Origin of the sequence: Pseudosporangium ferrugineum (genome assembly GCF_003002065.1) — a bacterium.
Taxonomy (GTDB): domain Bacteria; phylum Actinomycetota; class Actinomycetes; order Mycobacteriales; family Micromonosporaceae; genus Actinoplanes; species Actinoplanes ferrugineus_A.
Map to the genome: position 1 here is coordinate 259,282 of NZ_PVZG01000008.1, position 20,462 is coordinate 279,743.

General features: G+C 71.8%; 21 protein-coding genes and 1 tRNA gene. 6 read left to right on the top strand and 16 right to left on the bottom strand.

Going from position 1 to position 20,462, the window contains the following annotated elements:
* Positions 1 to 15 precede the first annotated feature (15 nt).
* The 4 genes from CLV70_RS19025 to CLV70_RS19040 form a co-directional block, all read right to left on the bottom strand.
* Positions 16 to 1,245, bottom strand: a complete 1,230-nt coding sequence (locus CLV70_RS19025) for a GAF domain-containing sensor histidine kinase (protein WP_106127961.1) — start codon at positions 1,243 to 1,245, stop codon at positions 16 to 18.
* Positions 1,246 to 1,805: 560 nt separating this feature from the next.
* Complete coding sequence (locus CLV70_RS19030; RefSeq protein ID WP_106127858.1) at positions 1,806 to 2,171, bottom strand: VOC family protein; 366 nt, start codon at positions 2,169 to 2,171, stop codon at positions 1,806 to 1,808.
* A 77-nt stretch (positions 2,172 to 2,248) separates the two neighbouring features.
* Positions 2,249 to 3,010, bottom strand: coding sequence for a phosphodiesterase (locus CLV70_RS19035; RefSeq protein ID WP_106127859.1), 762 nt, complete (start codon positions 3,008 to 3,010; stop codon positions 2,249 to 2,251).
* Between the two features lie 66 nt (positions 3,011 to 3,076).
* Positions 3,077 to 3,469 (bottom strand): VOC family protein, encoded by a 393-nt coding sequence (locus tag CLV70_RS19040; RefSeq protein WP_106127860.1) that lies wholly within the window; start codon positions 3,467 to 3,469, stop codon positions 3,077 to 3,079.
* A gap of 148 nt (positions 3,470 to 3,617) precedes the next feature.
* Between CLV70_RS19040 and CLV70_RS19045 the strand changes: the two genes are divergently transcribed.
* Positions 3,618 to 4,010 carry a response regulator transcription factor gene (locus tag CLV70_RS19045; protein ID WP_106127861.1) on the top strand — a complete coding sequence of 131 codons (393 nt, stop codon included), beginning with the start codon at positions 3,618 to 3,620 and terminating at the stop codon, positions 4,008 to 4,010.
* Positions 4,011 to 4,038: 28 nt separating this feature from the next.
* Here CLV70_RS19045 and CLV70_RS19050 read toward each other — a convergent pair whose 3' ends face one another.
* The 8 genes from CLV70_RS19050 to CLV70_RS19085 form a co-directional block, all read right to left on the bottom strand.
* Positions 4,039 to 5,112 carry a sugar ABC transporter substrate-binding protein gene (locus CLV70_RS19050; RefSeq protein WP_106127862.1) on the bottom strand — a complete coding sequence of 358 codons (1,074 nt, stop codon included), beginning with the start codon at positions 5,110 to 5,112 and terminating at the stop codon, positions 4,039 to 4,041.
* A gap of 50 nt (positions 5,113 to 5,162) precedes the next feature.
* Positions 5,163 to 6,653, bottom strand: coding sequence for a methyl-accepting chemotaxis protein (locus CLV70_RS19055; protein WP_106127863.1), 1,491 nt, complete (start codon positions 6,651 to 6,653; stop codon positions 5,163 to 5,165).
* A gap of 477 nt (positions 6,654 to 7,130) precedes the next feature.
* Positions 7,131 to 7,204 (bottom strand) — tRNA-Ala (locus CLV70_RS19060).
* A gap of 73 nt (positions 7,205 to 7,277) precedes the next feature.
* Positions 7,278 to 8,108, bottom strand: a complete 831-nt coding sequence (sepX, locus tag CLV70_RS19065; RefSeq protein ID WP_211303810.1) for a divisome protein SepX/GlpR — start codon at positions 8,106 to 8,108, stop codon at positions 7,278 to 7,280.
* Positions 8,109 to 8,236: 128 nt separating this feature from the next.
* The gene (locus CLV70_RS19070) at positions 8,237 to 8,881 is read right to left on the bottom strand and encodes a GNAT family N-acetyltransferase (protein ID WP_106127865.1); all 645 of its coding nucleotides are present in this window, start codon (positions 8,879 to 8,881) and stop codon (positions 8,237 to 8,239) included.
* Positions 8,878 to 10,188 (bottom strand): molybdopterin molybdotransferase MoeA, encoded by a 1,311-nt coding sequence (locus CLV70_RS19075; RefSeq protein WP_106127866.1) that lies wholly within the window; start codon positions 10,186 to 10,188, stop codon positions 8,878 to 8,880. The genes CLV70_RS19070 and CLV70_RS19075 overlap by 4 nt, the downstream gene beginning before the upstream one ends.
* Positions 10,185 to 11,111, bottom strand: coding sequence for a UTP--glucose-1-phosphate uridylyltransferase (locus tag CLV70_RS19080; protein ID WP_106127867.1), 927 nt, complete (start codon positions 11,109 to 11,111; stop codon positions 10,185 to 10,187). Before CLV70_RS19080 ends, CLV70_RS19075 begins: the two co-directional genes overlap by 4 nt.
* A 51-nt stretch (positions 11,112 to 11,162) precedes the next feature.
* Positions 11,163 to 13,385 (bottom strand): sensor domain-containing diguanylate cyclase, encoded by a 2,223-nt coding sequence (locus CLV70_RS19085; RefSeq protein ID WP_211303811.1) that lies wholly within the window; start codon positions 13,383 to 13,385, stop codon positions 11,163 to 11,165.
* A gap of 81 nt (positions 13,386 to 13,466) precedes the next feature.
* Between CLV70_RS19085 and CLV70_RS19090 the strand changes: the two genes are divergently transcribed.
* Both CLV70_RS19090 and CLV70_RS19095 read left to right on the top strand, forming a co-directional pair.
* Positions 13,467 to 14,090, top strand: coding sequence for a 5-formyltetrahydrofolate cyclo-ligase (locus CLV70_RS19090; RefSeq protein WP_106127869.1), 624 nt, complete (start codon positions 13,467 to 13,469; stop codon positions 14,088 to 14,090).
* Positions 14,091 to 14,161: 71 nt separating this feature from the next.
* Positions 14,162 to 14,503, top strand: a complete 342-nt coding sequence (locus tag CLV70_RS19095) for an FmdB family zinc ribbon protein (RefSeq protein ID WP_106127870.1) — start codon at positions 14,162 to 14,164, stop codon at positions 14,501 to 14,503.
* Between the two features lie 1,375 nt (positions 14,504 to 15,878).
* On the opposite strand, the gene CLV70_RS19105 is transcribed toward CLV70_RS19095, so the two are convergent.
* Positions 15,879 to 16,064 carry a hypothetical protein gene (locus CLV70_RS19105; RefSeq protein ID WP_106127872.1) on the bottom strand — a complete coding sequence of 62 codons (186 nt, stop codon included), beginning with the start codon at positions 16,062 to 16,064 and terminating at the stop codon, positions 15,879 to 15,881.
* Between the two features lie 56 nt (positions 16,065 to 16,120).
* On the opposite strand from CLV70_RS19105, the gene CLV70_RS19110 reads away from it, so the two are divergent.
* Entirely contained in the window at positions 16,121 to 16,453 is a 333-nt protein-coding gene (locus CLV70_RS19110; protein ID WP_106127873.1) for a translation initiation factor 2, read from the top strand.
* A 287-nt stretch (positions 16,454 to 16,740) separates the two neighbouring features.
* On the opposite strand, the gene CLV70_RS19115 is transcribed toward CLV70_RS19110, so the two are convergent.
* Complete coding sequence (locus tag CLV70_RS19115; protein WP_106127874.1) at positions 16,741 to 17,220, bottom strand: DUF2231 domain-containing protein; 480 nt, start codon at positions 17,218 to 17,220, stop codon at positions 16,741 to 16,743.
* 188 nt (positions 17,221 to 17,408) lie between these two features.
* Here CLV70_RS19115 and CLV70_RS19120 point away from each other — a divergent pair, with 188 nt between their 5' ends.
* The gene (locus tag CLV70_RS19120) at positions 17,409 to 17,843 is read left to right on the top strand and encodes a Fur family transcriptional regulator (protein ID WP_106127875.1); all 435 of its coding nucleotides are present in this window, start codon (positions 17,409 to 17,411) and stop codon (positions 17,841 to 17,843) included.
* Between the two features lie 81 nt (positions 17,844 to 17,924).
* A complete protein-coding gene (locus CLV70_RS19125) occupies positions 17,925 to 18,785 on the top strand; it encodes an oxygenase MpaB family protein (protein WP_106127876.1) in 861 nt (286 codons plus the stop codon).
* Positions 18,786 to 18,904: 119 nt separating this feature from the next.
* Here CLV70_RS19125 and CLV70_RS19130 read toward each other — a convergent pair whose 3' ends face one another.
* Complete coding sequence (locus CLV70_RS19130; protein WP_106127962.1) at positions 18,905 to 19,723, bottom strand: RecB family exonuclease; 819 nt, start codon at positions 19,721 to 19,723, stop codon at positions 18,905 to 18,907.
* 100 nt (positions 19,724 to 19,823) lie between these two features.
* Positions 19,824 to 20,441 carry a MarC family protein gene (locus tag CLV70_RS19135; protein ID WP_106127877.1) on the bottom strand — a complete coding sequence of 206 codons (618 nt, stop codon included), beginning with the start codon at positions 20,439 to 20,441 and terminating at the stop codon, positions 19,824 to 19,826.
* Between the last annotated feature and the right edge of the window lie 21 nt (positions 20,442 to 20,462).

The window sequence follows — 20,462 nt, forward strand, 5'->3', positions numbered from 1 at the left end:
AGCGGGCCCGGCCGGTCAGCCGTCGGCGCGGGCCGGTTCCGGTTCCGCGAAGGGGAAGACCACGTGCAACGACGTACCGTCGCCGGGCCGGTCGGAGAGCGCCACCGTGGCGTGGTGCGCGTCGAGGATCCGCTTCGCGACGGCCAGCCCCTGATCCGGCCCCGGCACGGCGGACGGGTGCGTGATCGTGCCGTAGTACAGGTGCGGGAAGAGGTCGGGACGCATCCCGTCCGGCATGTCCATGTCGTCGAGCCGCACCGTCGGCCCCGATTCGATCTCGGTGCCGACGCGCACGCGCCCACCGGGCGGCGTGTACTTGACCGCCGCGAAGAGCAACTGCATGAGAACCTGCTCCAGGCGTACGGGATCAGCGATGATCGGCAACGACGGCCCGCCGGCGTGGTTCAGCATCCAGATCTTCTTCGTGGCGGCGATGGGCCGCACGGCCTCGACCGCCCGCTGGGTGAGCCGGGTCAGGTCGATCTGGCGCATGTGCAGGCTGTCGTGCCCCTGCCCGGCGGCGGCCATCGAGGTCAGGTGGTCGAGCAGGTCCATCATGCCCCGCGCGTGCGCGGCGGTGGCCCGGCCGACGAGGTCGGCCAGTTCCGGGTCGTGCACCCCGTGCTCGCCGAGGTCTGCCAGGTAGGCCCGCATCAACCGCAGCGGCGCCCGCAGGCTCCCGCCCACCAGCCCGGCAAGATCATCCTTTCGCCGCTCGAGCTCCTGCAACCGCGCGGTGGTGTTCGACAGGGCGACGGCGTACCGCCGCAGTTCGAGCTGCGACGTGACCTGACGGGCCAGCGCCCGCAACGCCTGCAACTGCTCGGCCTCCAACCGCCGCGGCTGCGAGTCGAGAACACACAGCGTCCCCAGGGCGAACCCGTCGGTCGTGATCAGCGGCGCCCCGGCGTAGAACCGCACCCCGTGCCCACCCCGCACGGCAGGATGCTCGGCGAACCGCGCATCCTCCACGGTGTCGGGAACGACCATGAGATCCTTGCCGAGGATCGCGTGCGAGCAGAACGACAACTCCCGCGACGTCTCCGTGAGGTCGGTGCCGACCCGGGCCTTGAACCACTGCCGATCGGCGTCGATGAGCGTGACCAACGCCATCGGCACCCCGCACACGGACGAGGCAAGCGCGGCGATGTCGTCGAAGTCCTTCTCGGGCACGGAGTCCAGAATGTTCAACTCGTAGAGAGCAGCAAGACGATCGAACTCGTTCGTGGGCAGGGGCGCGGGCATGGCGGTCACCTCCGGGACTGACTCCAGAGATACCACCAACAAGTAGCGAGATTCACATATCGCTCATCTTGCTCCCAAGTCCGGAACCTCCCCGAGCCTCCGCGCCGAAGACGAACCACCCGCCCACCGCAGCGCCCCACACCCGCCCACCGCGAGACCACCCACCCAGCCGCCACACCCGCCGACCACCGACCACCCGCGCCGCCGGCCCGCGACCCGCCACGCCGCTGACCCCCGACCCGCCACGCCGCTGGCCCCGACCCGGCCACGCCGCTGACCCCCGACCCGCCGCGCCCACGGACCACCGATCAGCCGCCAAGCAACCACCGTCCGGCTGCCGGACCACCAGCGTCGCCGTGCCCGCCCGGCCGTCCGCCCGCGAACCACCGCCCACCGGGCACCCGCCCCACCGGGCACCCGCACCCCCGGGCCGCCCACCGGGCACCCGCACCGCCGGGCCGCCGGGCCGCCGGGCCGCCGGGCCGCCGGGCCGCCGGGCCGCCGGGCACCCCTGCCGCCGGGCCGCCCGCCGTAGTCACCAGCCAGGGCCGTCGCCCGTCTCACGCGGGCCGGTGGCAGACCGCCTCGATGTTGTTCCCGTCCGCGTCGAACGCGAACGCCGCGTAATAGTTCTCGTGGTAGTGCGGCCGTAGCCCCGGCGGGCCGTTGTCCACCCCGCCCGCGTGCAGCGCCGCGGCGTGGAAGGCGTCCACCGTCGCGCGGTCGGCCGCCGCGAACGCCACGTGCGCACGGTGCGTCGGCTCGCGCACGCCCAGCCAGAAGAACGGCCGCCCGCTGTCGTCCCCGAAGCCGATCAGCTCGGGGCGCTGGGCGACGACCTTGAGGCCCAGCGGACGGAGGGCGTTCTCGTAGAAGTGGCGGCTCTCGTCGAGGTGGTGCACCCCGAGAACGACGTGGTCGATCATCGGTCTCCCTTCCCGCGTGGACATAGACCGTATAGCGGGGGTACGACACTACCGATGATCGCTGCGCCGAGCGGTGGTCAATATGCGCCGAGCAGAGCCGCCGCGTGGCTGACCTGCACGGTGTGGGTCACGCAGTCACCGCCGTCGAGCAGGTGCAGCAGGAAGCCGGTCGGCTCGGCCACGTACCCGGGCGGCGCGTCGGAGTTGAGCAGCAGCCCGGCCTGGCGCCAGGTGCTCGGCCCCACCGTCAGCACCGTCCCGGCGAAGGCGGCGGTGACCGGCCGGTGAACGTGCCCGGCCATGATCCGCGCGACGTTGTCGTGGCCCGCCACCACCTCGCGCAGCTCCTCGCCGTCGAGCAGCCGCATCCCGTCGAGGAACGCGATCCCGATCGGCATCGGCGGGTGATGCAGACCGATCATCATCGGTACGCCGGGACGCGACCCCAGCACCGTGTCGAGCCACGCCAGCTGTTCCGCCCCCAGCCGCCCGGCCGGCGAACCGGGGATGAGCGAGTCGAGCGCCACGACGGTGAACCCGGGGTAGTCGACGGCGTAGTAGGGCTCGCCGCCGAACGCCTTCACCATCGCGTCCCGGTCGTCGTGGTTCCCGGTGGTGAGATGCAGGGGGAGCGGGAAGTCGCCGATGACCTCTTTGAGGGCGGCGTACTCCTCCTCGGTGCCGTGGTCGGTGAGGTCGCCGGTGACGACCACACAGTCGGGCCGGGGATCGAGGGCCATGACACGGGCGAGGGCGAGCTGGAGCCCGGCGGCCGGCCCGCCACCCAACGGCCCGGTGGTCAGATGCGAGTCGCTGAGCTGAGCGATGAACGAGGTCATATCGCTGATGATCCGGCGATGCATCCTCCGGTCAACCGAAAGGTCGTAACTCCTACAACGACGTCATCAGGACACGCTCGTGTCCACGTACAGGCAGAACGGGTGCCCGTCCGGATCGAGCATGACCCGTACGGTGTCCTGGGGTTGATGGTCCGCCTCGGTGGCGCCGGCTTCCCGGGCGCTGCGGACCGCGGTCTCCAGGTCCGGCACCTCGATGTCGAGGTGCATCATCATCTGCTGCTTGTGGGCCTTGTTCGGCCACGCCGGCTGCTCGTAGTCGGGCGAACGCTGGAAGGCGAGATATTCGACGTGGTCGCCGAGCGGCGCGACGGCCACGAAGTCCGGCTCCTCCTTGACGATCTTCCAGTCCATCAGTGCGGCGTAGAACTCCGCCAGGGCCATTGGATCGGGGGTGTCGAGCACCACGCCCCAGAAATGTGATGAGTTTCGTCCCAGCATGCGTGCAGTGTGCTCCCCCGCACCCGTCAACGCAGCGGGGCACGCGGCAGTCGGCACCATCGATATCTCACTGTGTTCGAAGCGCTGCTCCCCCGATGCAACCCGAATCCTGCTCCCGCATCGCCTCCGCCCGCCGATCTCTCCGCGCATGGACGACAACCTGATCCTCGTCGCCGAGGACGACCCGGACCTGCGGGACATGCTGACGTTCGCCCTCGAACGCGCCGGCTACACCACGGTCGGCGCCAAGGACGGCAGCACCGCGGCCCGCATCATCCAGGCCGCCCGCCCGGTCGGCATCGTGACAGACGTACGCATGCCGGCCCTCAGCGGCATGGACCTCTGCCACCTCGTCCGCAACGACCCCCACATGCACAACGCAGCGATCCTCATGGTGTCGGCGAACTGCCGCTCAGCCGACGTGGCAGCAGCCCTGGAATCGGGCGCCGACGCCTACCTGCCCAAGCCCCTGTCCCCGAAGCGCCTGGTGCTCGAACTCCAGCACCTCATCGAACACCGCCGCCGGCTCACCGACGCCTGAGCGGCGCGGAGATCACGAGCGCCGCTGGTCAGGCGATGCCGGCGGTCTCGCAGGCCTCGGCGTAGGCGCCGGCGCACAGGGAACTCGGTGTCACGAACCCGTCCTTGATCACCGTGCCGGCGATGTTGTCGCGGGTCACGGCGACCGGGTCGAGCAGGAAGGAGGGGATCTTGCCGGACTTGTTGTCGACCGTCGCCGGGGCCTGGGGGCGCTCGCCGCGCAGCAGGTCGAAGGCGAGCTCGGCGGCCTTCTCCGCCTCGGGCCGGACCGCCTTGTAGACCGTCATGTGCTGCTCGCCCGCGAGGATGCGCTGCAACGCCGTGGTTTCCGCGTCCTGGCCGGTGACCGGGACGTTGGGCAGGCCTGCGGCGCGCATCGCGGCGATCGCGCCGCCGGCGGTGCCGTCGTTGGCGGCGTACACACCGATGATCTTGCGGTTGGGGTTTTCGGAAAGGGTTTCTTCGGTCCAGGCTCGAGCGTTTTCCGGGTCCCAGTCGATGGTGTCGTACTCGGCGGCGACCTTCACTTTGCCGTCGAGACCGGCGTGGGCGCCCTGCTTGAAGAGGGTCGCGTTGTTGTCGGTGGGCGAGCCGTTGATCCAGAGGATGTCGCCCGAGCCCGCCTTCGGGCCGAGGGCGGCGAGCAGCGCCTCGGCCTGGAGGTCGCCGACCTTCGCGTTGTCGAAGCTGATGTAGTAGTCGACGGGTGCGTTGAGCACGAGCCGGTCGTACGAAATCACCGGCACTTTGCGGTCCTTGGCCAGCGTCACGATCTTCGCGGCGGCGACGCTGTCCACGGGGGTGAGGACCAGGACCTTCGCGCCCTGGTCGAGGGCCTCCTGCGCCTGCTCGAGCTGCTTGCCCGCGTCCTGGGCGGCGTTGCGGTAGTCGACCGTGCAGCCGGGGCACAGCTCCTTGAGACGCTGGGCGAAGTAGGGCTGGTCGGTGGCCTCGTAGCGGCTGGCGGTGAGCTCGGGCAGGAGCAACGCGACCCGGGCGGCCGGTCCGGCGGCGGGGGCGGAGCCGGCCTCGCCGCCCGCGAGACCGCAGCCCGAGACGGCGAGGCTGATGGCGAGTACGGCGGTGGTGGTGAGCAGACGCATCGAAGACTCCGAGTCCGATCGAATCCTGGTGGGGTGGTCCGCGCGACCGGTCAGTGCTTGAAGCGGGAGACCACGGTGTGCATCTCGGCGGCCATGCGCGCGAGTTCCTGCACCGCCTGCACGGTGCCGCTGACGCCTTCCTGCGTGGTCTCGGTCGCGGTGGCGACACCGCCCACGGTGGCGGCGATCTCGTTGGACCCGACGGCCGCCTGGGAGGCGCTGCGGCTCATCTCGCCGGTCGTGGCGGACTGCTCCTCGATCGCGGTGGCGATCGTGCCCTGCAGGTCGCTGACCTCGGCGATGACGCTGCTGATGCGCTCGATGCTGGTGACCGCGGCCTCGGTGTCGCCCTGGATCGCCTTGACCCGGCGACCGATGTCGTCGGTGGCCTTGGCGGTCTCCTGGGCGAGGTCCTTCACCTCCTGGGCCACGACCGCGAAGCCCTTGCCGTACTCGCCGGCGCGGGCGGCCTCGATCGTGGCGTTCAGCGCCAGCAGGTTGGTCTGCGACGCGATCGCGGTGATCACATCGACGACGGCGCCGATCTGGGCGGACGATTCGCCGAGCTTGCCGATGGCGGCGGTGGCCGTCTCGGCGGCGGTGGCGGCCTCAGCGGCGACGAACGCGGCCTTCTCGGAGCTGCGGGAGATCTCCACGATGGAGATGCCCATCTCCTCAGCGCCGGCGGCGACCGTTGCCACGTGCGCGCTGACCTCCTCGGCGCTGCCGGCGACCTGCCCGGCGCGCCGGTTCGCGTCGACTGCGCTGTCGCCGATCTGCCCGCCGATGGCGGTCAGCTCCTCGGTGGCCGCGGCGAGCGACGACGCGTTCTGGCCGAGCATCTGGACGGCTTCACGGGTACGGCCGTTCGCGACCTCCAGGTCCCGCGCCATCTGACCCACCTCGTCGCGGGAGTCGATCGTCACCTGCGCGGTGAGGTCTCCGGTGGCGACCGCGGCGAGCACGGCCCGGATCCGCTGGATCGGCTTGGCGATGGACGCGGCCAGGAGGCGGCTGAGCACGAAGGCGATGATCAGGCCGGCGACCAGCGCGGCGATCATGACGTTGCGGGCGGTGTGGTACGTGTCGGCAGCCGACGCGGCGGCCTTCTGACCGCTGCTCTGCTCGTACGCCTGCAACTCGGCGAGTGCCTTCGCGGCGTTGCCGCTGACGATCTGCCCGTCCCCGAGGTACGCCTGCTGGAAGTCGGCGATCTTCTTCTCGTCGATCAGCGGCATCAGGCGGTGGTCACGCACGTTGCGGTACGCGCCCCACCAGATCTCGAACTTGTCGAGCAGGGCGTGCTGAGCCGCGGTCGCGGTGCTCCGGTACGCCGCCACCTCCCGATCGAGGGTCGCGTCGGCACCGGCGATGCCGTCGGTGAACGACTTGGCGGCCACCGGCCCGTTCGACAGTGCCAGGTTGGCCAGGTCGTTCTGGCTCTCGAGCACCGCGGAGTTGATGGCGGCCAGGTGCGCCGACGGCTGCAGGTTGCGGACGTACAGTTCGTCGGCCCTGCCGTTGACCTGCCCGAGCCCCACCTACCCGACCGCGAGCACCGCCGCGGCGACCGAGCAGCACACCGCCACCAGCAGCAGCAACTTCCGGCTGACCGGCTGATCAGCAAGCCACCGCGAAGGCACCCACCGCCGAACCCCGTCCCGCCCGTTCCCTGCGCCGCGCACGACCCACCAACCTCCTCCGCCCGGGCCCCCTCGCAGGCCCCCGACATGAGGATTCATCGGCGCTCACACCATTGGTCTCACCATTCCGCTACCAAGAGAAGCCAAAAGACCACGTATCGTCAATCACAAAGAGAGCCGACCAGCAAAAGTCGAGCCGCAGAAGAGCCCAAGCCCAAGCCCAAGCCCAAGCCACAAAGACCGACCCATGGCCGGCACCCGCACAAAGGCCGAACCAACCGCACCGCGGGGCCTCCGGGGGCTCGGCCCCCGGAGCAGACAAAACGAGTGCCCCCGGTTCACGCTTTCCGTGAACAGGAGGCACCCAGGTACTCGTGGAGCTGTGGGGATTTGAACCCCAGACCCCCTCGATGCGAACGAGGTGCGCTACCAGACTGCGCCACAGCCCCCCGGCCCCGTAGGACCGCAGCAAGGCTAACAGGTCTCCCGTACGCCTCGCGAATCACCCCTCCGCGTGGCGCGTCAGGCCGGGTAGGAGTTGCCGCGCCCGCCCGCCTCGTACGCCCGCCCCCGCAGTCCGCCCGTACGCCGGTACGACACCGAGGCCCCGTTGACCGCCGCCGGGAGGTCGGACGGGTCGCGGTCGAGGCCCATCGCCGTACGGCGGACAGCCTCGCGCTGGGCCGCCAGCCGGCGTTGCGCCTCCCGGCGGGCAGCCGCGCGTCGGGCCTGCTCGCGGCGTACCTCTGCCTGCCGGGCCGCCAGCCAGGCCGCCTCGCGGGCCTCGATCCGGCGCCGGCGGCGGTCCGCGACGGCGCGGTTGCGCAGGTGCACGAGGTAGACGCCGAGGAGCGCGCCGGTCACCGCGAAGCTGATCCAGAAGCCGGGACCGACCGCGAGGACGCCGACCAGTTCGATGATGTTGAGCAGCAGCAGGGCCGCGAAGACCCGGCGGCGGCGGACCACGGCCGGGGTCTGGCGGCGTACGGGACGGCGCCGGACCGGGCGGCGGGACGACACCGCGCGCAGTCGGCGGGCCGGCGGGCCGGACGCCGGCACCGCCGATACCGGGGCGGGCGAGACGGGGGCCGCGGACACGGGGGCGGCCGATACCGGCGCAGGATCACCCGTTAGGGTCCGCGACGTAACCATGTACTGGCGGCCGGGGTTGACCGGTCGGCGTCCGGGCACGGTGCGGAGCCGACGGCGGCGCTGCAGCACCCGAGCCGTCGACGACGCCCGCTCCGCGGCCAGGCGCTCGGTGGCGTCGTACCGGCGGACGAGGGCCGGTGCGAGGGCGAGCAACCCGGCTGCGGCGAGGACAGCGAGGAGCACCGAGGTCGGCACCCTCACCCCTCCCGTCAGCCTCGAACGTGCCGGGCGGTCGGATCCCGGTCACCAAAAAGTCGCAATCTCCCCGAGATTACGGGCGGGAGCTGCGTAAATCGCCGCGCCGCGCCGGTCCGGCGGGCACGGGATGATCATTTTGCTGTGGTACGTAACCTGCGCCACCGTGCCAGCAGGCCACCTTCGGGCGCGACCTCTTCGCTGGTCATCGCGTAGCCCAGATGGTCACGCCAGGCGCCGTCGATGTGCATGTAGCGCGGGTGGTACGCCTCCTCGCGGAAGCCGAGCTTCTCGACGACGCGCCGGCTGGGCCCGTTCTCCGGCCTGATGTTGATCTCGACGCGGTGCAGCCCGCCCGCCCCGAACGCGTGGTCCACGGCGAGCGCGAGGGCCGTCGGGATCACCCCGCGTCCGGCGACGCGGGAATCGACCCAGTAGCCCACGTACGCGGAACCGAACGCCCGCCGCACGATGCTGCCCAGGTTGAGGTGGCCGACCAGCCGTTCCGAACCGTCGTCCTGCCGGAGGCAGACGGCGAACGGCATGCTGTCGCCGCGCCGGGCGGCTCGCTTCATGTCCCGGTAGACGTAGAGGTAGGCGCGCGGCGAGTTCATCTCCGCCCACGGTCCCGGCGGCGCCGACTCCCACGGGCTGAGCCAGGCCTGGTTGGCGATCCGGACCTCGGACCAGGCACGCGCATCGCTGCGCCGGTACGGCCGCAGCAGCACGGGTCCGTCCGCCAGGACGGCAGGCCATCCGGGCGTGGACCCCAGCATCATCGCCTCCGGTCGAGCAGCAACACGTCGACGGTCGACCCGGCGGCGGCCGAGGTGACCCGCTCACCGAGCACCAGCAGTCCGTTGGCTTCGGCGAGGCCGGACAGAGTGTACGGCCCACCGGCGAGAGGCTGCACTGTGTAGCCGCCGCCGCGCCGTTCCGCTACGTGTGCGGGCCGGAACTCGCGCAGCCCGCCGGGCGACGACACGGTCTCGAGCAGGTGCGCCTTGACGCTGGGCCGGAAGACCGGTTCGGCGCCGGCCAGCAGCTGGATGACGGGCCGGGCCAGCACCTCGAAGCCGATGAGGGCGGCGCCGGGCTCGCCGGGCAGGCACACGACCGGCACCTCCTCGCCGCCGACCGTGCCGAAGCCGAGGGTCGCGCCGGGGCACAGGGCGACGTCGGTGAACTCGACCGCGCCCCGGCCGTGGTCGCGCCGGGACAGCACGCGGCGCAGCATGTCGCCCGGCCCCGTACCCGTGCCACCGGTGGTGATGATCAGATCGGCCCGCAGCGTCTGGTCCTCGAGCAACCCCCGGAGTCCTTCCGGGTCGTCGTCGCAGATCCCGATCCGGTACGCGAGAGCACCCGCCTCGACCGCCGCCGCGGTGAGCGCGTGCGAATTCGCGTCCACCACCTGTCCCGGCTGGCTGGGCCGGCCCACGTCGACCAGTTCGTCGCCGGTGGCCACCACGACGACCCGCGGGCTGGGGCGGACGACGACGTGACCGATGCCCGAGGCGGCGAACACGGCCACCATGGCCGGCGTCACGTAGGAGCCGGCGGACGCCAGCACCCGCCCGACGGGCAGTTCGTCGCCGGCCCGCCGTACCCCGGATCCGCGCTTGGGGGCGTGCATGATCTCCACGGCTGCCATGCCCTGGTCGGTCCAGTGCACCGGCACGACGACGTCGGCACCGATCGGCAGCGGCGCGCCGGCCGCCACGGAGAAGCACGTCCCCGGGGTCAGCCGGACGGGCCGCCAGCTGGCCGCGCCCAGGTCGCCGACGACGTTGAGCCGCACCGGCCGCAGCCCGCCCTCGAACGCGCCGAAGGACGGGTGCGAGCCGATCCGCCCGGCCGCGGCGAGGTCCTCCCAGCGGGCCGCGTACCCGTCGATCGCCGCCTGGTCGAAGGCCGGGTACGGGTGCGGCGCCAGCACGTCGTTGGCGAGGACGTTGCCGTGCGCCTGGGTGAGGTCGAGGTCGAGCGGAGGCAGCGCCCGCAACCTGCGCAGCACGCTGCCCAGGTATTCGGCGAGAGGCATCAGCTCGTTGGCGGCCGCCTCGGCATCGGCCGTGGCGGTCATCCCCGGGCACCGCCGGTTTCCGTGGCCACGAACTCGCTGAGCCACTGCCGGAACTCGGCGCCCAGGTCGGGGCGCTTGACCGCGAGCTGGACGACGGCCTGCAGGTAGCCCAGCGGCATCCCGGTGTCGTAGCGGTGGCCGCGGTAGACGATGCCGTGCACCGGTACGCCCTCCGCGAGCAGCTGCGCCATGGCGTCGGTCAGCTGGATCTCCCCGCCGCTGCCGGGCTTGGTGTTCTGGATCGCGTCGAAGATCGCCGCGGGGAGCACGTACCGGCCGACGACGGCCAGGTTGCTGGGCGCATCCTCGGGCGAGGGCTTCTCGACCAGGCCGGTGACCTTGACGATGTCGTCGCCGCGGCCGGGCTCCGCCTCGACGGAGGCGATGCCGTAGCGGCTGGTCTCCTCGGGCGACACCTCGATGAAGGCGAGCACGATGCCGCCGGTCTCGGCCTGGAGCTCCAGCATGGCCGGCAGCAGCGGCTGATCCTCCTCGACGAACTCGTCGCCGAGCAGGACCGCGAAGGCATTGTCCCCGATGTGCGAGGCGGCCACGCCGACGGCGTGGCCGAGACCGAGGGGCTCACCCTGGCGGCAGGTGTAGATGTCCGCGAGTTCGCTCGTACGGCGTACCGCCGCGAGCCGCTCGGTGTCACCCTTCTCCTCGAGCCGCGCCTCCACGTCGGGCCGCCGGTCGAAGTGGTCGACCATCGAGGTCTTGCCGCGGCCGGTCACGAGCAGCACGTCGGTGATCCCGGCGGCGGCGGCCTCCTCCACGATGTACTGCAGGACCGGGCGGTCCACCACAGGCAGCAATTCCTTGGGTACAGCCTTGGTGGCCGGCAGGAATCGGGTGGCGAGCCCGGCCGCCGGAATGACGGCCTTGACGGCTCGACGGCCGCTCGCTTGCGCCTGCGTGGTCATCTCAGGGGTCACCGCACCTTCGCTAAGTTCGTGCCCGGACATGTCGCGAGACTATCGGCCACGGCCTTGTCGCGGCGGTTGTGGCCCGCCGGACGCGCCCGTCACGGATTCCGGATGATCGAAATGCCCCTCCGTGACCCCCGCCGAAACTGATGGATCGATCACATCGGCGCCCGGGGATCGCCGGACGCCCCCGGCCAGCCGGAACGTGTCCCGGCCGGCGTTCTTCGCCGCGTACAGGGCGTCGTCCGCGGCATCGAGCACCTGCTGGGCCGTGCTGCCGTGCTCGGGATACACCGCGATGCCGATGGACACGGTGATCGGCACCCGCTCGACGGCGGACCCGCCCTCACTGTCCTGCCGCCGCCCGTCGACAGGCACGGGAATCTCCCGGATCGCCGCCCCGAGCCGCTCCGCCACGATGACCCCGCCGTACGCGTCGGTCTCCGGCAGCAGCACCACGAACTCCTCACCACCCTGCCGGAAAGCCACGTCGACCTCCCGCAACCCGATCCGCAGCCGCCGGGCGAACTCACCCAGCACGGTGTCACCGGCCCCGTGCCCGTACGTGTCGTTCACCTCCTTGAAGTGATCGAGATCCAGCACGAGCACGGTGAGCATCCGCCCGAACCGGCTGGCCCGTTCCACCTCGCGCCGCAACGACTCCCGCAGGTAACGGTAGTTCCAGAGCCCGGTCAGGGGGTCCGTGAGGGACAGCCGCTGTGCCTCCTCGTGCACCCGCACGTTGTGCACGGCGACCCCGGCCTGCCCGGCGAAGGTCCGCAGCATGAGCAGGTCGGCATCGTCGAACTCGTCCGACCCGAGCCGGTCGTACAGCGCCAGAACCCCCAGCGTGGCGGGCACCCCGGCGGTGTCCCGCTCCCCGGGCACGAGCGGATCCCCGACCGTCGCCGGCGCACAGATCGGCACGGCCACGTACGTCCGGCAGGCCGGCTCGTCGTACCCGCCACCCAGCTCACAGGCCCCCCGTCGAGGCTCCCCACCGGCGGCGACCGCCCCGAGAATCCCGTGCCCGACCGGTATCCGCAGCGCGGGGAGATCGGACTCGGGCAGGTCCCACCGCCCGGTCAGCCCCTCGGCACAGCGCGCGACCAGATGCCCACCCGACGAATCGATGAGCAGCACTATCCCGGCCCGCGCCCCGCTCGCGGACAGGGCGGTGCGGAGGATGACCTGAAGGATGCGGTGCAGATCGTGGGTGCTGGAGAGGGTGTCACCCAGGATCGCCAGATGCCCGCGCAACTGGTCCCGGCTGGCGGTCAGAGCCTGCACGTACGCCTGAAGCTCCCGGGTCATCCGGTTGAAGGTCCCCGCGAGCCGCCCGATCTCATCACCCCGCCCGACCGGCACCCGTACGCCCAACTCCCCGTCGGCGACCTTCCCGGCGGCCCACGCCAGCTCCTCCAGCGGCCGGGTGGTGGACCGAGCCAGCCACCGCGCGGCCAGAACGGCGACCCCCGTGACGCCCAGCACTGCGGCGACCAGCAGCCCGTACAGCGGCAACGGCTCCCGCCCGGGAACGGAGACCACCAGGGGAAGAGGCTGCCCCGGCCCGGAGGGAACGGCTTTCGAGTACGGGCCCCGGATCCCACGCCGGAGCACGACGTCGGCACCGCTCGTGCCGGCAAGCCGCTGAACGAACGCCCCGTCGACCCGCGCGACGGCGACGACCCGAACGTCGGCCTGATGGGCACTCGCGGTCACAGCCGAAACCGCCGAGCCGTCCCGATCCGCCCCCGGGACGACATCCGCCGACCGGCCAGTGGTGGGGCCAGGTGCGATTGCCGGGCCGGGTGCTTTTGCCGGGCCAGGTGCGATCGCCGGGCCGGCTCCCTGGCCGGGCGAGGCCGCACAGTCCCGCTCTTCCGCCCTACCCGCCTCGCCCGGCGCGCCGGGTGCGCCGGGTGCGCCCAGTGCGCCGGGTGCGCCGGGTGCGCCCAGTGCGCCGGGTGCGCCGGGTGCGCCCTCCTGGGCGATACGCACCTCGGCGGCCAGCCCACGGGACACCATCTGGTCGGCGGCCGCCCGCCGCTCGCCGGCCGGAAGCACCGCGACCGCGTCCGCGACCGCCTGGAGCTGACCGCACAGGGCACCTATCGCGGTCCGCACCGTCGCTGCGGCATGATCGAGCCGCTCGACCGTCCGGTCCCGGCTCACCGTGGCCACGGTCATCCCGACGAAGAAGGATCCGAGCAGAACCGGGCCGAGCACGACCGCCAGAAAAGCGGTGGTGAGTCGGCCACGCAGAGTCACACGTCCTCCTGGAAGTGGCCTTCTTTGGAGCGATGCTGACATAGTGCGCACCGTTTGCCGGTTTTACAAAGGGGGTGTTGCATGCCCGATTTCACCCGTGATGCGGAAAGCTCGCGAGCCGCCAAGGTTGCTCTACGCACTTGCCTACTCGCTGCGCGTAAATGTCTGACCCCTGGAGCGCTCGCCGAAGCGGCCGAAGCAGTCCAATCCACCCTCAACACCCGCGTACGCCTCCAGTCACCGAAAGTGATTGCCGCCTATGTCCCGCTGGGCGCCGAACCCGGCGGCCGGAACCTCCCCGAGGCCCTGCGCCGTGCCGCCCCCGCCTCCGCTCTGCTCCTGCCCGTCCTCCTCCCCGACGGCGACCTCGACTGGTCCCGATACGACGGGCCCGAATCCCTGCGCCCCGGCCCACGCGCGTTGCTGGAGCCGGCCGGCCCCCGCCTCGGCACGTCAGCGATCGCAGAAGCCGACCTCGTCGTGGTCCCGGCACTGGCCGTCGACCGCCGCGGCGTACGCATGGGCCGGGGCGGCGGCTCCTACGACCGCGCCCTCCAGCGCGTCTCCCCCGCGGCGTTCACCGTCGCCCTGCTCCACGACGGCGAACTTCTGGACGAGGTGCCGGCAGAGCCCCACGACCAGCGCGTACGGGCGGCGATCACACCTACCGAGGGCCTCAGCGCGGCACCCGACTGGACGAAATAAACTCCGATGACGGAGCATTGGCACTCGTAGACTTCGAGTGCCAAGCCATCGAGTATCGACGCGGAGGACCAGTGCCCACGTACCAGTACGCATGCACCGAGTGCGGGGAGCAGCTCGAGAGGGTGCAGTCTTTTTCGGACCCGGCCCTGACGGAGTGCCCGGCATGCAGCGGCAAGCTCCGCAAGGTCTTCAACTCGGTGGGCATCGTCTTCAAGGGCTCCGGCTTCTACCGCACGGACTCGCGCCCGGCCAACGGAAGCACGGACAAGCCGGCGACGACCCCCGCCACAACGACCTCGTCGTCGGACGGCAAGTCGGACTCGTCGACCAAGCCGACCAGCACCCCGGCACCGGCGACCACCTCCTCTTCCACCTCGACGTCGTCCTCCACCACGGCCACGACGTCCTCCTGACCCCTGCCCTCCCGACCGACCGGCTTCCCAGGCCGACCGGCCATCCGACCGGCCGAAGTTGGGTCGGGGCCGCCCGTCTCGGCCGAGTAAGCCCAGCTGGGCAACCCTGGCCGACCGTCGTGGCGCCGACCTGGCCGCCCCGGAGCTCTGCGTGAGCCGAGCGCATCTGCGGCCGTCCGGGCCGCTCGATCAAGCACGCCGAACGGGCCCGTCCTTTCTATCGGGCGGGCCCGGCTTCTCGCGGGTTATCCACAACGCGCGGTTATCCACAGGCCGCCCCACCCTCGAACCGCAGAACGCCTAGCTTCACGGCGTGCGGCTGACTCGAGCACGAAAGACAACCCGAACGACCCTCGACCCGGTGCGCAGGCGCCGACCCGGTGGCCGGGCGCTCCTACGCGCGACGACGGTGGCAGGCCTGTTGGCAGCCGCGGCGATGCTCCTGTGGTCCGGCCCGGCGACCTGCACCCCGCCGCAGTCCACACCACCGCGCGACGGACCACCCCTCGTGTCCCGTCCAGGCACAACCAACCAGCCCGCCGACGAGACCCCGGCCCTCACCCCCGGGCGAGACCAGCCTGCCGGCGAGCCCCCCGCCCTCACCCCCGGGCGAGATCCGGCCATCGGCCCTTCCGCGGGCGTCCCCGCCGACCAGGGCGGGACCACCGGGTCGTCCTCCACGCCGCAGAACCCCGAACCGTCTGCCGGCACCTCTCTGCGGCCGGCCGGCCCGCCGGGCACGGTCGGGGTTCCGGTACGACTGAGCGAGCCCGCAGCCCTACGCCTGGTGCACGCGGGAAACCGGGTCGACCTCTTCCGCGCGGGCTCGGATTCAGCGCCGGTAGCTCGGGACGCACTGGTCCTGGAGGTGACAGGCATAGAGGATCCGCTCACGGGCGGCCTCCTCCTGGCGCTCACGCCGGCAGCAGCGCAGGAGACGGTCAGGCACACCGCGGACGGCTACGTAGTGGTCATCCGCCCGGACAGCCCAGCCCCGCCATGAGAATGGCCAGGGAGCCTAGCCCCGCCGTGAGATCGGCCAAGCAGCCCAGCTCCGCCGCGAGCATGGCCAAGCAGCCTAGCCCCGCCGTGGGATTGGCCGAGCAGCCCAGCTCCGCCGTGAGATTGGCCAGGCAGCTTAGCTCCGCCGCGGGCATGGCCAGGCAGCTCAGCTCCGCCGTGAGCATGGCCGAGCAGCCCAGCCCCGCCGTGAGCATGACCGAGCAATCCCGCTCCGCCGAGAGATGGAAGAAACGCGCCGCGCACCGGCGGGCGCTGAGCCCGGAAGACGCCCGGGAGCCGGCTGACGCTGAGGACGAAAGACGCCCCGAGCGAGACCCGGTAGCACCTCCCAACGAGGGCAGCGCTCCGCGCACTACCCCCAGTGCGGCGGACGGTCCTCCAGGAGGCGATCGTCGTTCGAGTCCTCGCGTCCGCTGTAGCCCCAGCCCCGCTCGGTGTCGTCGCGCGTCTGCTCCGGCAGGAGCGGCGTCTCCTCGGACTCGAAGTCCACGGTGCGCTCGGCGTCGGCGTCGCGGTCGGGTTCGTCAAGGATGTCCACGCTATGAGGGTAGGCCGCGTCGCGCGCGCTGTCGGCACCCGATAGATGTAGCGTCGATGAACGTGAGCGCCCCGACCGGATCAGACGACGACGCGTACTGGCAGCGCCCCGATTCGGGGGGCGAGCAGTTCGGCGCGGATCGTCCCGCGCCGGCCCCCGACCCCCGGCCGGCATACGAGGGGCCTCCGCCGATGGCTCCCGCCTCGCCGCTCTGGCGTCCGCCGGTCGTGTCGGAGCCACCGCCACCGCGCGCCCTGCCACCCCAGGACTTCGACGCGCTGGACGAGTCGGAGGGCACCGCCCGGACGATGACCTACGGCGTGGGCCTGGTCGCCGGGGCGATCGCCCTGATCCTCATGTGCCTGCTCTGCGCCCGCGCCCTCTTCTGACCGGCTTCCTTCGGGCACCTCGCCGGTGCCCGGCGTGGGCGCAGGCCATGCAGGCGACCACCGCGCCCCGGGGGCGCCGGCGCAAGCCGAGCCGAGCCGAAGACCGCCGCGCCCTGCTGGCGCCGACGCAAGCCGAGCCGAAGCACGCAAGAAGCTCACCCCCAAGGCAACGCGCGAGAAGCTCCCAGGGCGACGCGCAAGGAGCTCACCCCCATTGCGGTCGGTGGGCGCACCAAAAACCCACCGTTCCGGCCGCCACCCCACACGGCGGCCGGAACGGCTGCTCGTCAGGACGTGGTGCCCCACACCGCCTGGGCGCCCGAGTCACCGGTCCTGAAGACGTAATAGCCGGAAACCGCCGCGAGCGCCACCATCAGTACGGCGAGCAACACGCCGGCCGCCCGCGGCAGAGGGCGGGCCGTGGAGCGGAGCGTCAGGAAGACCGCGATCAGGGTCACGATGCCCAGCGCCAGCGAGAAGTAGAAGGTGAACGTACCGAAGCCCTGGTGGTCGTTGATCTTCTCGAGCGGCGGGCCGGCCATGCCGCTCGCCACGAGGCGGTCGCGCAGCTTCTCGCCCGACTCCATGGCCGCGAACGCCGAGACCGGGGCCGCGATCGCCATGAGGACGGCCGCCCAGCCGACCTTGGGCCGCCAGCGGGGCACGACCGCGTACACGATGGCCAGCAGCGCCAGCAGCGGCACGAACACGACCGCCGCGTGCAGCACGAGCGCGTGGACGGGCATGCCGTTTATCTGGTCGAACACGGTCGGCCTCCTTGAACGTTAAACAATCTCGGGCGCAAGCCTAAGGCTCCGGCGCGCCAAGAACATCCCCTGCCCGCGCTTACGCCCACCGGACCGATCCGGTTCACCGTTACGCCCACCCCGGCCCCGGGCCCCAGCCGGGGAAGCATCAGGTTGAGCAGGGCGGTCCGGCGTGCTGTCATGGTGAGATGCCGACCGCCGAGGAGCTGCTGCGCAGCCGGGGCCTGCGCGTCACCCGTCCACGGCTGGCGGTGCTCGACGTGCTGACCCGCGGCGGCCACCTCGAGGTGGACGAGATCACCCGGCAGGTCCGCGACCGGCTCGACTCGGTCTCCACCCAGGCCGTGTACGACGTGCTCGGCGCCCTGTCCCGCGCGGGCCTGGCCCGGCGCATCGAGCCGGCGGGCAGCCCGGCGCGCTTCGAGGCGCGCGTCGGCGACAACCATCATCACCTCGTCTGCCGCGGCTGCGGCTCGATCGAGGATGTGGACTGCGTGGTCGGCGAGCGCCCGTGCCTCGACTCCGGCATCGGCCACGGCTTCGAGGTGGACGAGGCGGAAGTCACATTCTGGGGGCTGTGCTCGTCCTGCCAGCAGGCCCGCCGCGTCGACCGCGCCGCCTGATCGGCCCGCCGAGGTCGCGCGGAGTCCGGCCGCAAACTCTGAACCTGTTCAAATTCGCCTCCGCCGTGGCAGGCTGGGGTCATGACCTCCGCCGTCGACCTCGGCCTGTTCGGTCCCGACTCGGTCACCTGGAAAGTGCACAAGGAGCCCATCGTCACGCTGGGCGGCCTGCGCTCGCTCTACCTCCAGGCGCTGCATCCCCGTGCCGTCGCGGCGATCGCCCAGAATTCCGGATACCGCACCGACCCGTGGGGACGTCTCGAGCGCACCTCCGAGTATGTGGGGACGATCCTCTACGGCACCACGGCCGAGGCCGAGCGGGCGGCGAGCCGGATCCGGCGGCTGCACGCCCGGATGACGGCAACCGATCCGCGTACGGGTGAGACGTTCCGCGTCGACGAGCCCGAGCTCCTGCTCTGGGTGCACGTGGCGGAGGTGGAGTCCTTCCTGACCACGGCCCGCCGAGCGGGCCTGGAGCTCACCGACGACGAGGTCGACCGCTACTACGCGGAGCAGGTCCGTGCCGCGGAACTCGTCGGGATCGCCCCCGCCACGGTCCCGGCGTCGGCCGCCGAGGTCGCGGACTACTTCGCGGCGATGCGGCCGCGGCTGGGCCTGACCAGGGACAGCGCGGAGACGGCCTTCTTCCTGACCGTGCCGCCGGTGCCGGAGTCGTGGGGCAGCCGCCCGCTGCGCCTCGGCCTGACCCTCGGCCCGGCGCGCTGGGCCTATTTCGGCATCGCCACCACGGCCGTCGCGCTGCTCCCGCCGTGGGCCCGCAAGATGTACGGCGGTCTCGGCTGGCAGACCACCGACAAGTCCGCCGACCTTTCCGTACGCGGCATCCGTCTGCTCATCAAGGCCGCCCTCGCCGCCGTCCCCGCCCGCTACCGAGTGGCACCGATGCGCCGCGAAGCCCTCGAACGCGCCGGCCTCGCATAACCCTCCAAGCCCCCGGCCACGCAAAAGCCAGCCCCGACAAGCCGACCCGCCCAAGCCGACCCGCCGACCCAAGACGGCCAGCCGACCCAAGACGGCCTGCCGGCAGGGAGACCCGGTCGCTACTCAGCCCGCTCCAGGTGCTCGACCGCCGCCCACGGCTCCTTACCATGCACCTCCGCCCCGGCGGGACACGAACGCCGGAAGTCGCACCACCCGCACAGCGACCCCGGGTTGGTCGGGAACTCCTCGTCCGCGTCCGCTCCGGCGGCCACCGCCTTCTCCGCCGCCATGATGTCGCGGGCGGCGTCCTCGGCCCGCGTCACCTGCCGGGCGAGCGACTCCTCGGTGTGCTCGTGCGCCGCCACGGTGCCGCTGGGCAGGTGGTGCAGCTCCACCCGGCGGCACGGGCGCCGGAACACCCGCGCCGCCGCGTACGCATAGAGAGCCAGGGCCTGCGACCCGCGGGCGTCGTCCGCGTCCAGCCCGGTCCGTCCGGTCTTGTAGTCGACGATCACGGCCTCGCCGTCGCGGGCGTCGATGCGGTCCGCGCGCCCGTTGAACGCGAGCACGGCCGTCTTGGTCGCCACCACGCGCTCCACGCCGAGGGGCTCCTGCTCGGGGTCGAGGCCGGCCACATACGTGTCGAGCCAGCCGAGCGCCTTGCGGTAGGTGACGCGCTCCTGGTCGACGTCGCGGTAGCCCTCCCGCACCCACGTCGATTTGAGCAGCGTGGGCAGGGCTTCCGTGCCGCGGCGGGCGGCCGGCAGGGCGTACCAGTTCTTCAGGGCGGTGTGCACGCTCGCGCCGAGCGAGTTGTGCGCCCAGGGCGGGCCCTTCTGGGGGCTGGGCCGGTCGACGTAGCTGTAGCGATATCGCCGCGGGCAGTCGAGGTAGGTGCCGAGCTTGCTCGGCGTGCAGACGAAGAGGCGCTCGGGCATGCCGGCGAACCCCAACTGTTCGGGTACGGCGGCGGATCGCGGCGAGGTCCTGGGCACGGCTCAATCCTGCCAGGACCCCCCGACAAAATCGGTCACGGGTTCAGCCGGCCGCCGCGTACAGCTCGACGAAGGCGGCCACCGCATCGGCGATGAGCTGCACCGCGATGGCCGCGAGCAGCAGGCCGGCGATTCTGGTCAGCACCTCGATGCCGGCCGGCCGGAGCAACTTGACGAGCCCGCCGGAGAACCGCAGCACCAGCCACACCGTGGCCATGACCCCGAGAATCGCCAGGCCGATCACCGTGTAATCGGTGGCACCGTCGGCACGCTGCACGAACAGCATCGTCGCGACGATCGCGCCGGGACCGGCGAGCAGCGGGGTGCCGATCGGGACCAGCGCCACATTGGTCGTTCCGCCCTGCTCCGACGGCTCGTCCGTCTTGCCCGTGAGCAGCTGCAACGCCACCAGCACCAGGAGCAGGCCGCCCGCACCCTGCAGCGCGGGCAGCTGGACGTGCAGATAGTCGAGCAGGGTCTGCCCGGCCACCGCGAACACGACGATCACACCGAGCGCGAGCAGCACCGCCTGCGTGCCCGCACGGGTCCGTTCCCTGGTCGGCAGCGTGCCGGTCAGGGCCAGGAAGACGGGCACCATGCCCGGGGGGTCGACGATCACCAGGAGGGTCACGAAGACCTCACCGAACAGCTTCAGATCCACGCGCTCAACTTAGGGCGCGCG

What these genes read in the sequence shown, in the direction of transcription:
- CLV70_RS19070 (WP_106127865.1), bottom strand. Translation starts at nt 8,881, where the DNA reads ATGATGCTGGGGTCCACGCCCGGATGGCCTGCCGTCCTGGCGGACGGA.
- CLV70_RS19125 (WP_106127876.1), top strand. Translation starts at nt 17,925, where the DNA reads ATGACCTCCGCCGTCGACCTCGGCCTGTTCGGTCCCGACTCGGTCACC.
- CLV70_RS19075 (WP_106127866.1), bottom strand. Translation starts at nt 10,188, where the DNA reads ATGACCGCCACGGCCGATGCCGAGGCGGCCGCCAACGAGCTGATGCCT.
- CLV70_RS19035 (WP_106127859.1), bottom strand. Translation starts at nt 3,010, where the DNA reads ATGACCTCGTTCATCGCTCAGCTCAGCGACTCGCATCTGACCACCGGG.
- CLV70_RS19040 (WP_106127860.1), bottom strand. Translation starts at nt 3,469, where the DNA reads ATGCTGGGACGAAACTCATCACATTTCTGGGGCGTGGTGCTCGACACC.
- CLV70_RS19045 (WP_106127861.1), top strand. Translation starts at nt 3,618, where the DNA reads ATGGACGACAACCTGATCCTCGTCGCCGAGGACGACCCGGACCTGCGG.
- CLV70_RS19025 (WP_106127961.1), bottom strand. Translation starts at nt 1,245, where the DNA reads ATGCCCGCGCCCCTGCCCACGAACGAGTTCGATCGTCTTGCTGCTCTC.
- CLV70_RS19030 (WP_106127858.1), bottom strand. Translation starts at nt 2,171, where the DNA reads ATGATCGACCACGTCGTTCTCGGGGTGCACCACCTCGACGAGAGCCGC.
- CLV70_RS19120 (WP_106127875.1), top strand. Translation starts at nt 17,409, where the DNA reads ATGCCGACCGCCGAGGAGCTGCTGCGCAGCCGGGGCCTGCGCGTCACC.
- CLV70_RS19130 (WP_106127962.1), bottom strand. Translation starts at nt 19,723, where the DNA reads ATGCCCGAGCGCCTCTTCGTCTGCACGCCGAGCAAGCTCGGCACCTAC.
- CLV70_RS19110 (WP_106127873.1), top strand. Translation starts at nt 16,121, where the DNA reads ATGAACGTGAGCGCCCCGACCGGATCAGACGACGACGCGTACTGGCAG.
- CLV70_RS19080 (WP_106127867.1), bottom strand. Translation starts at nt 11,111, where the DNA reads ATGACCACGCAGGCGCAAGCGAGCGGCCGTCGAGCCGTCAAGGCCGTC.
- CLV70_RS19090 (WP_106127869.1), top strand. Translation starts at nt 13,467, where the DNA reads ATGCCCGATTTCACCCGTGATGCGGAAAGCTCGCGAGCCGCCAAGGTT.
- CLV70_RS19050 (WP_106127862.1), bottom strand. Translation starts at nt 5,112, where the DNA reads ATGCGTCTGCTCACCACCACCGCCGTACTCGCCATCAGCCTCGCCGTC.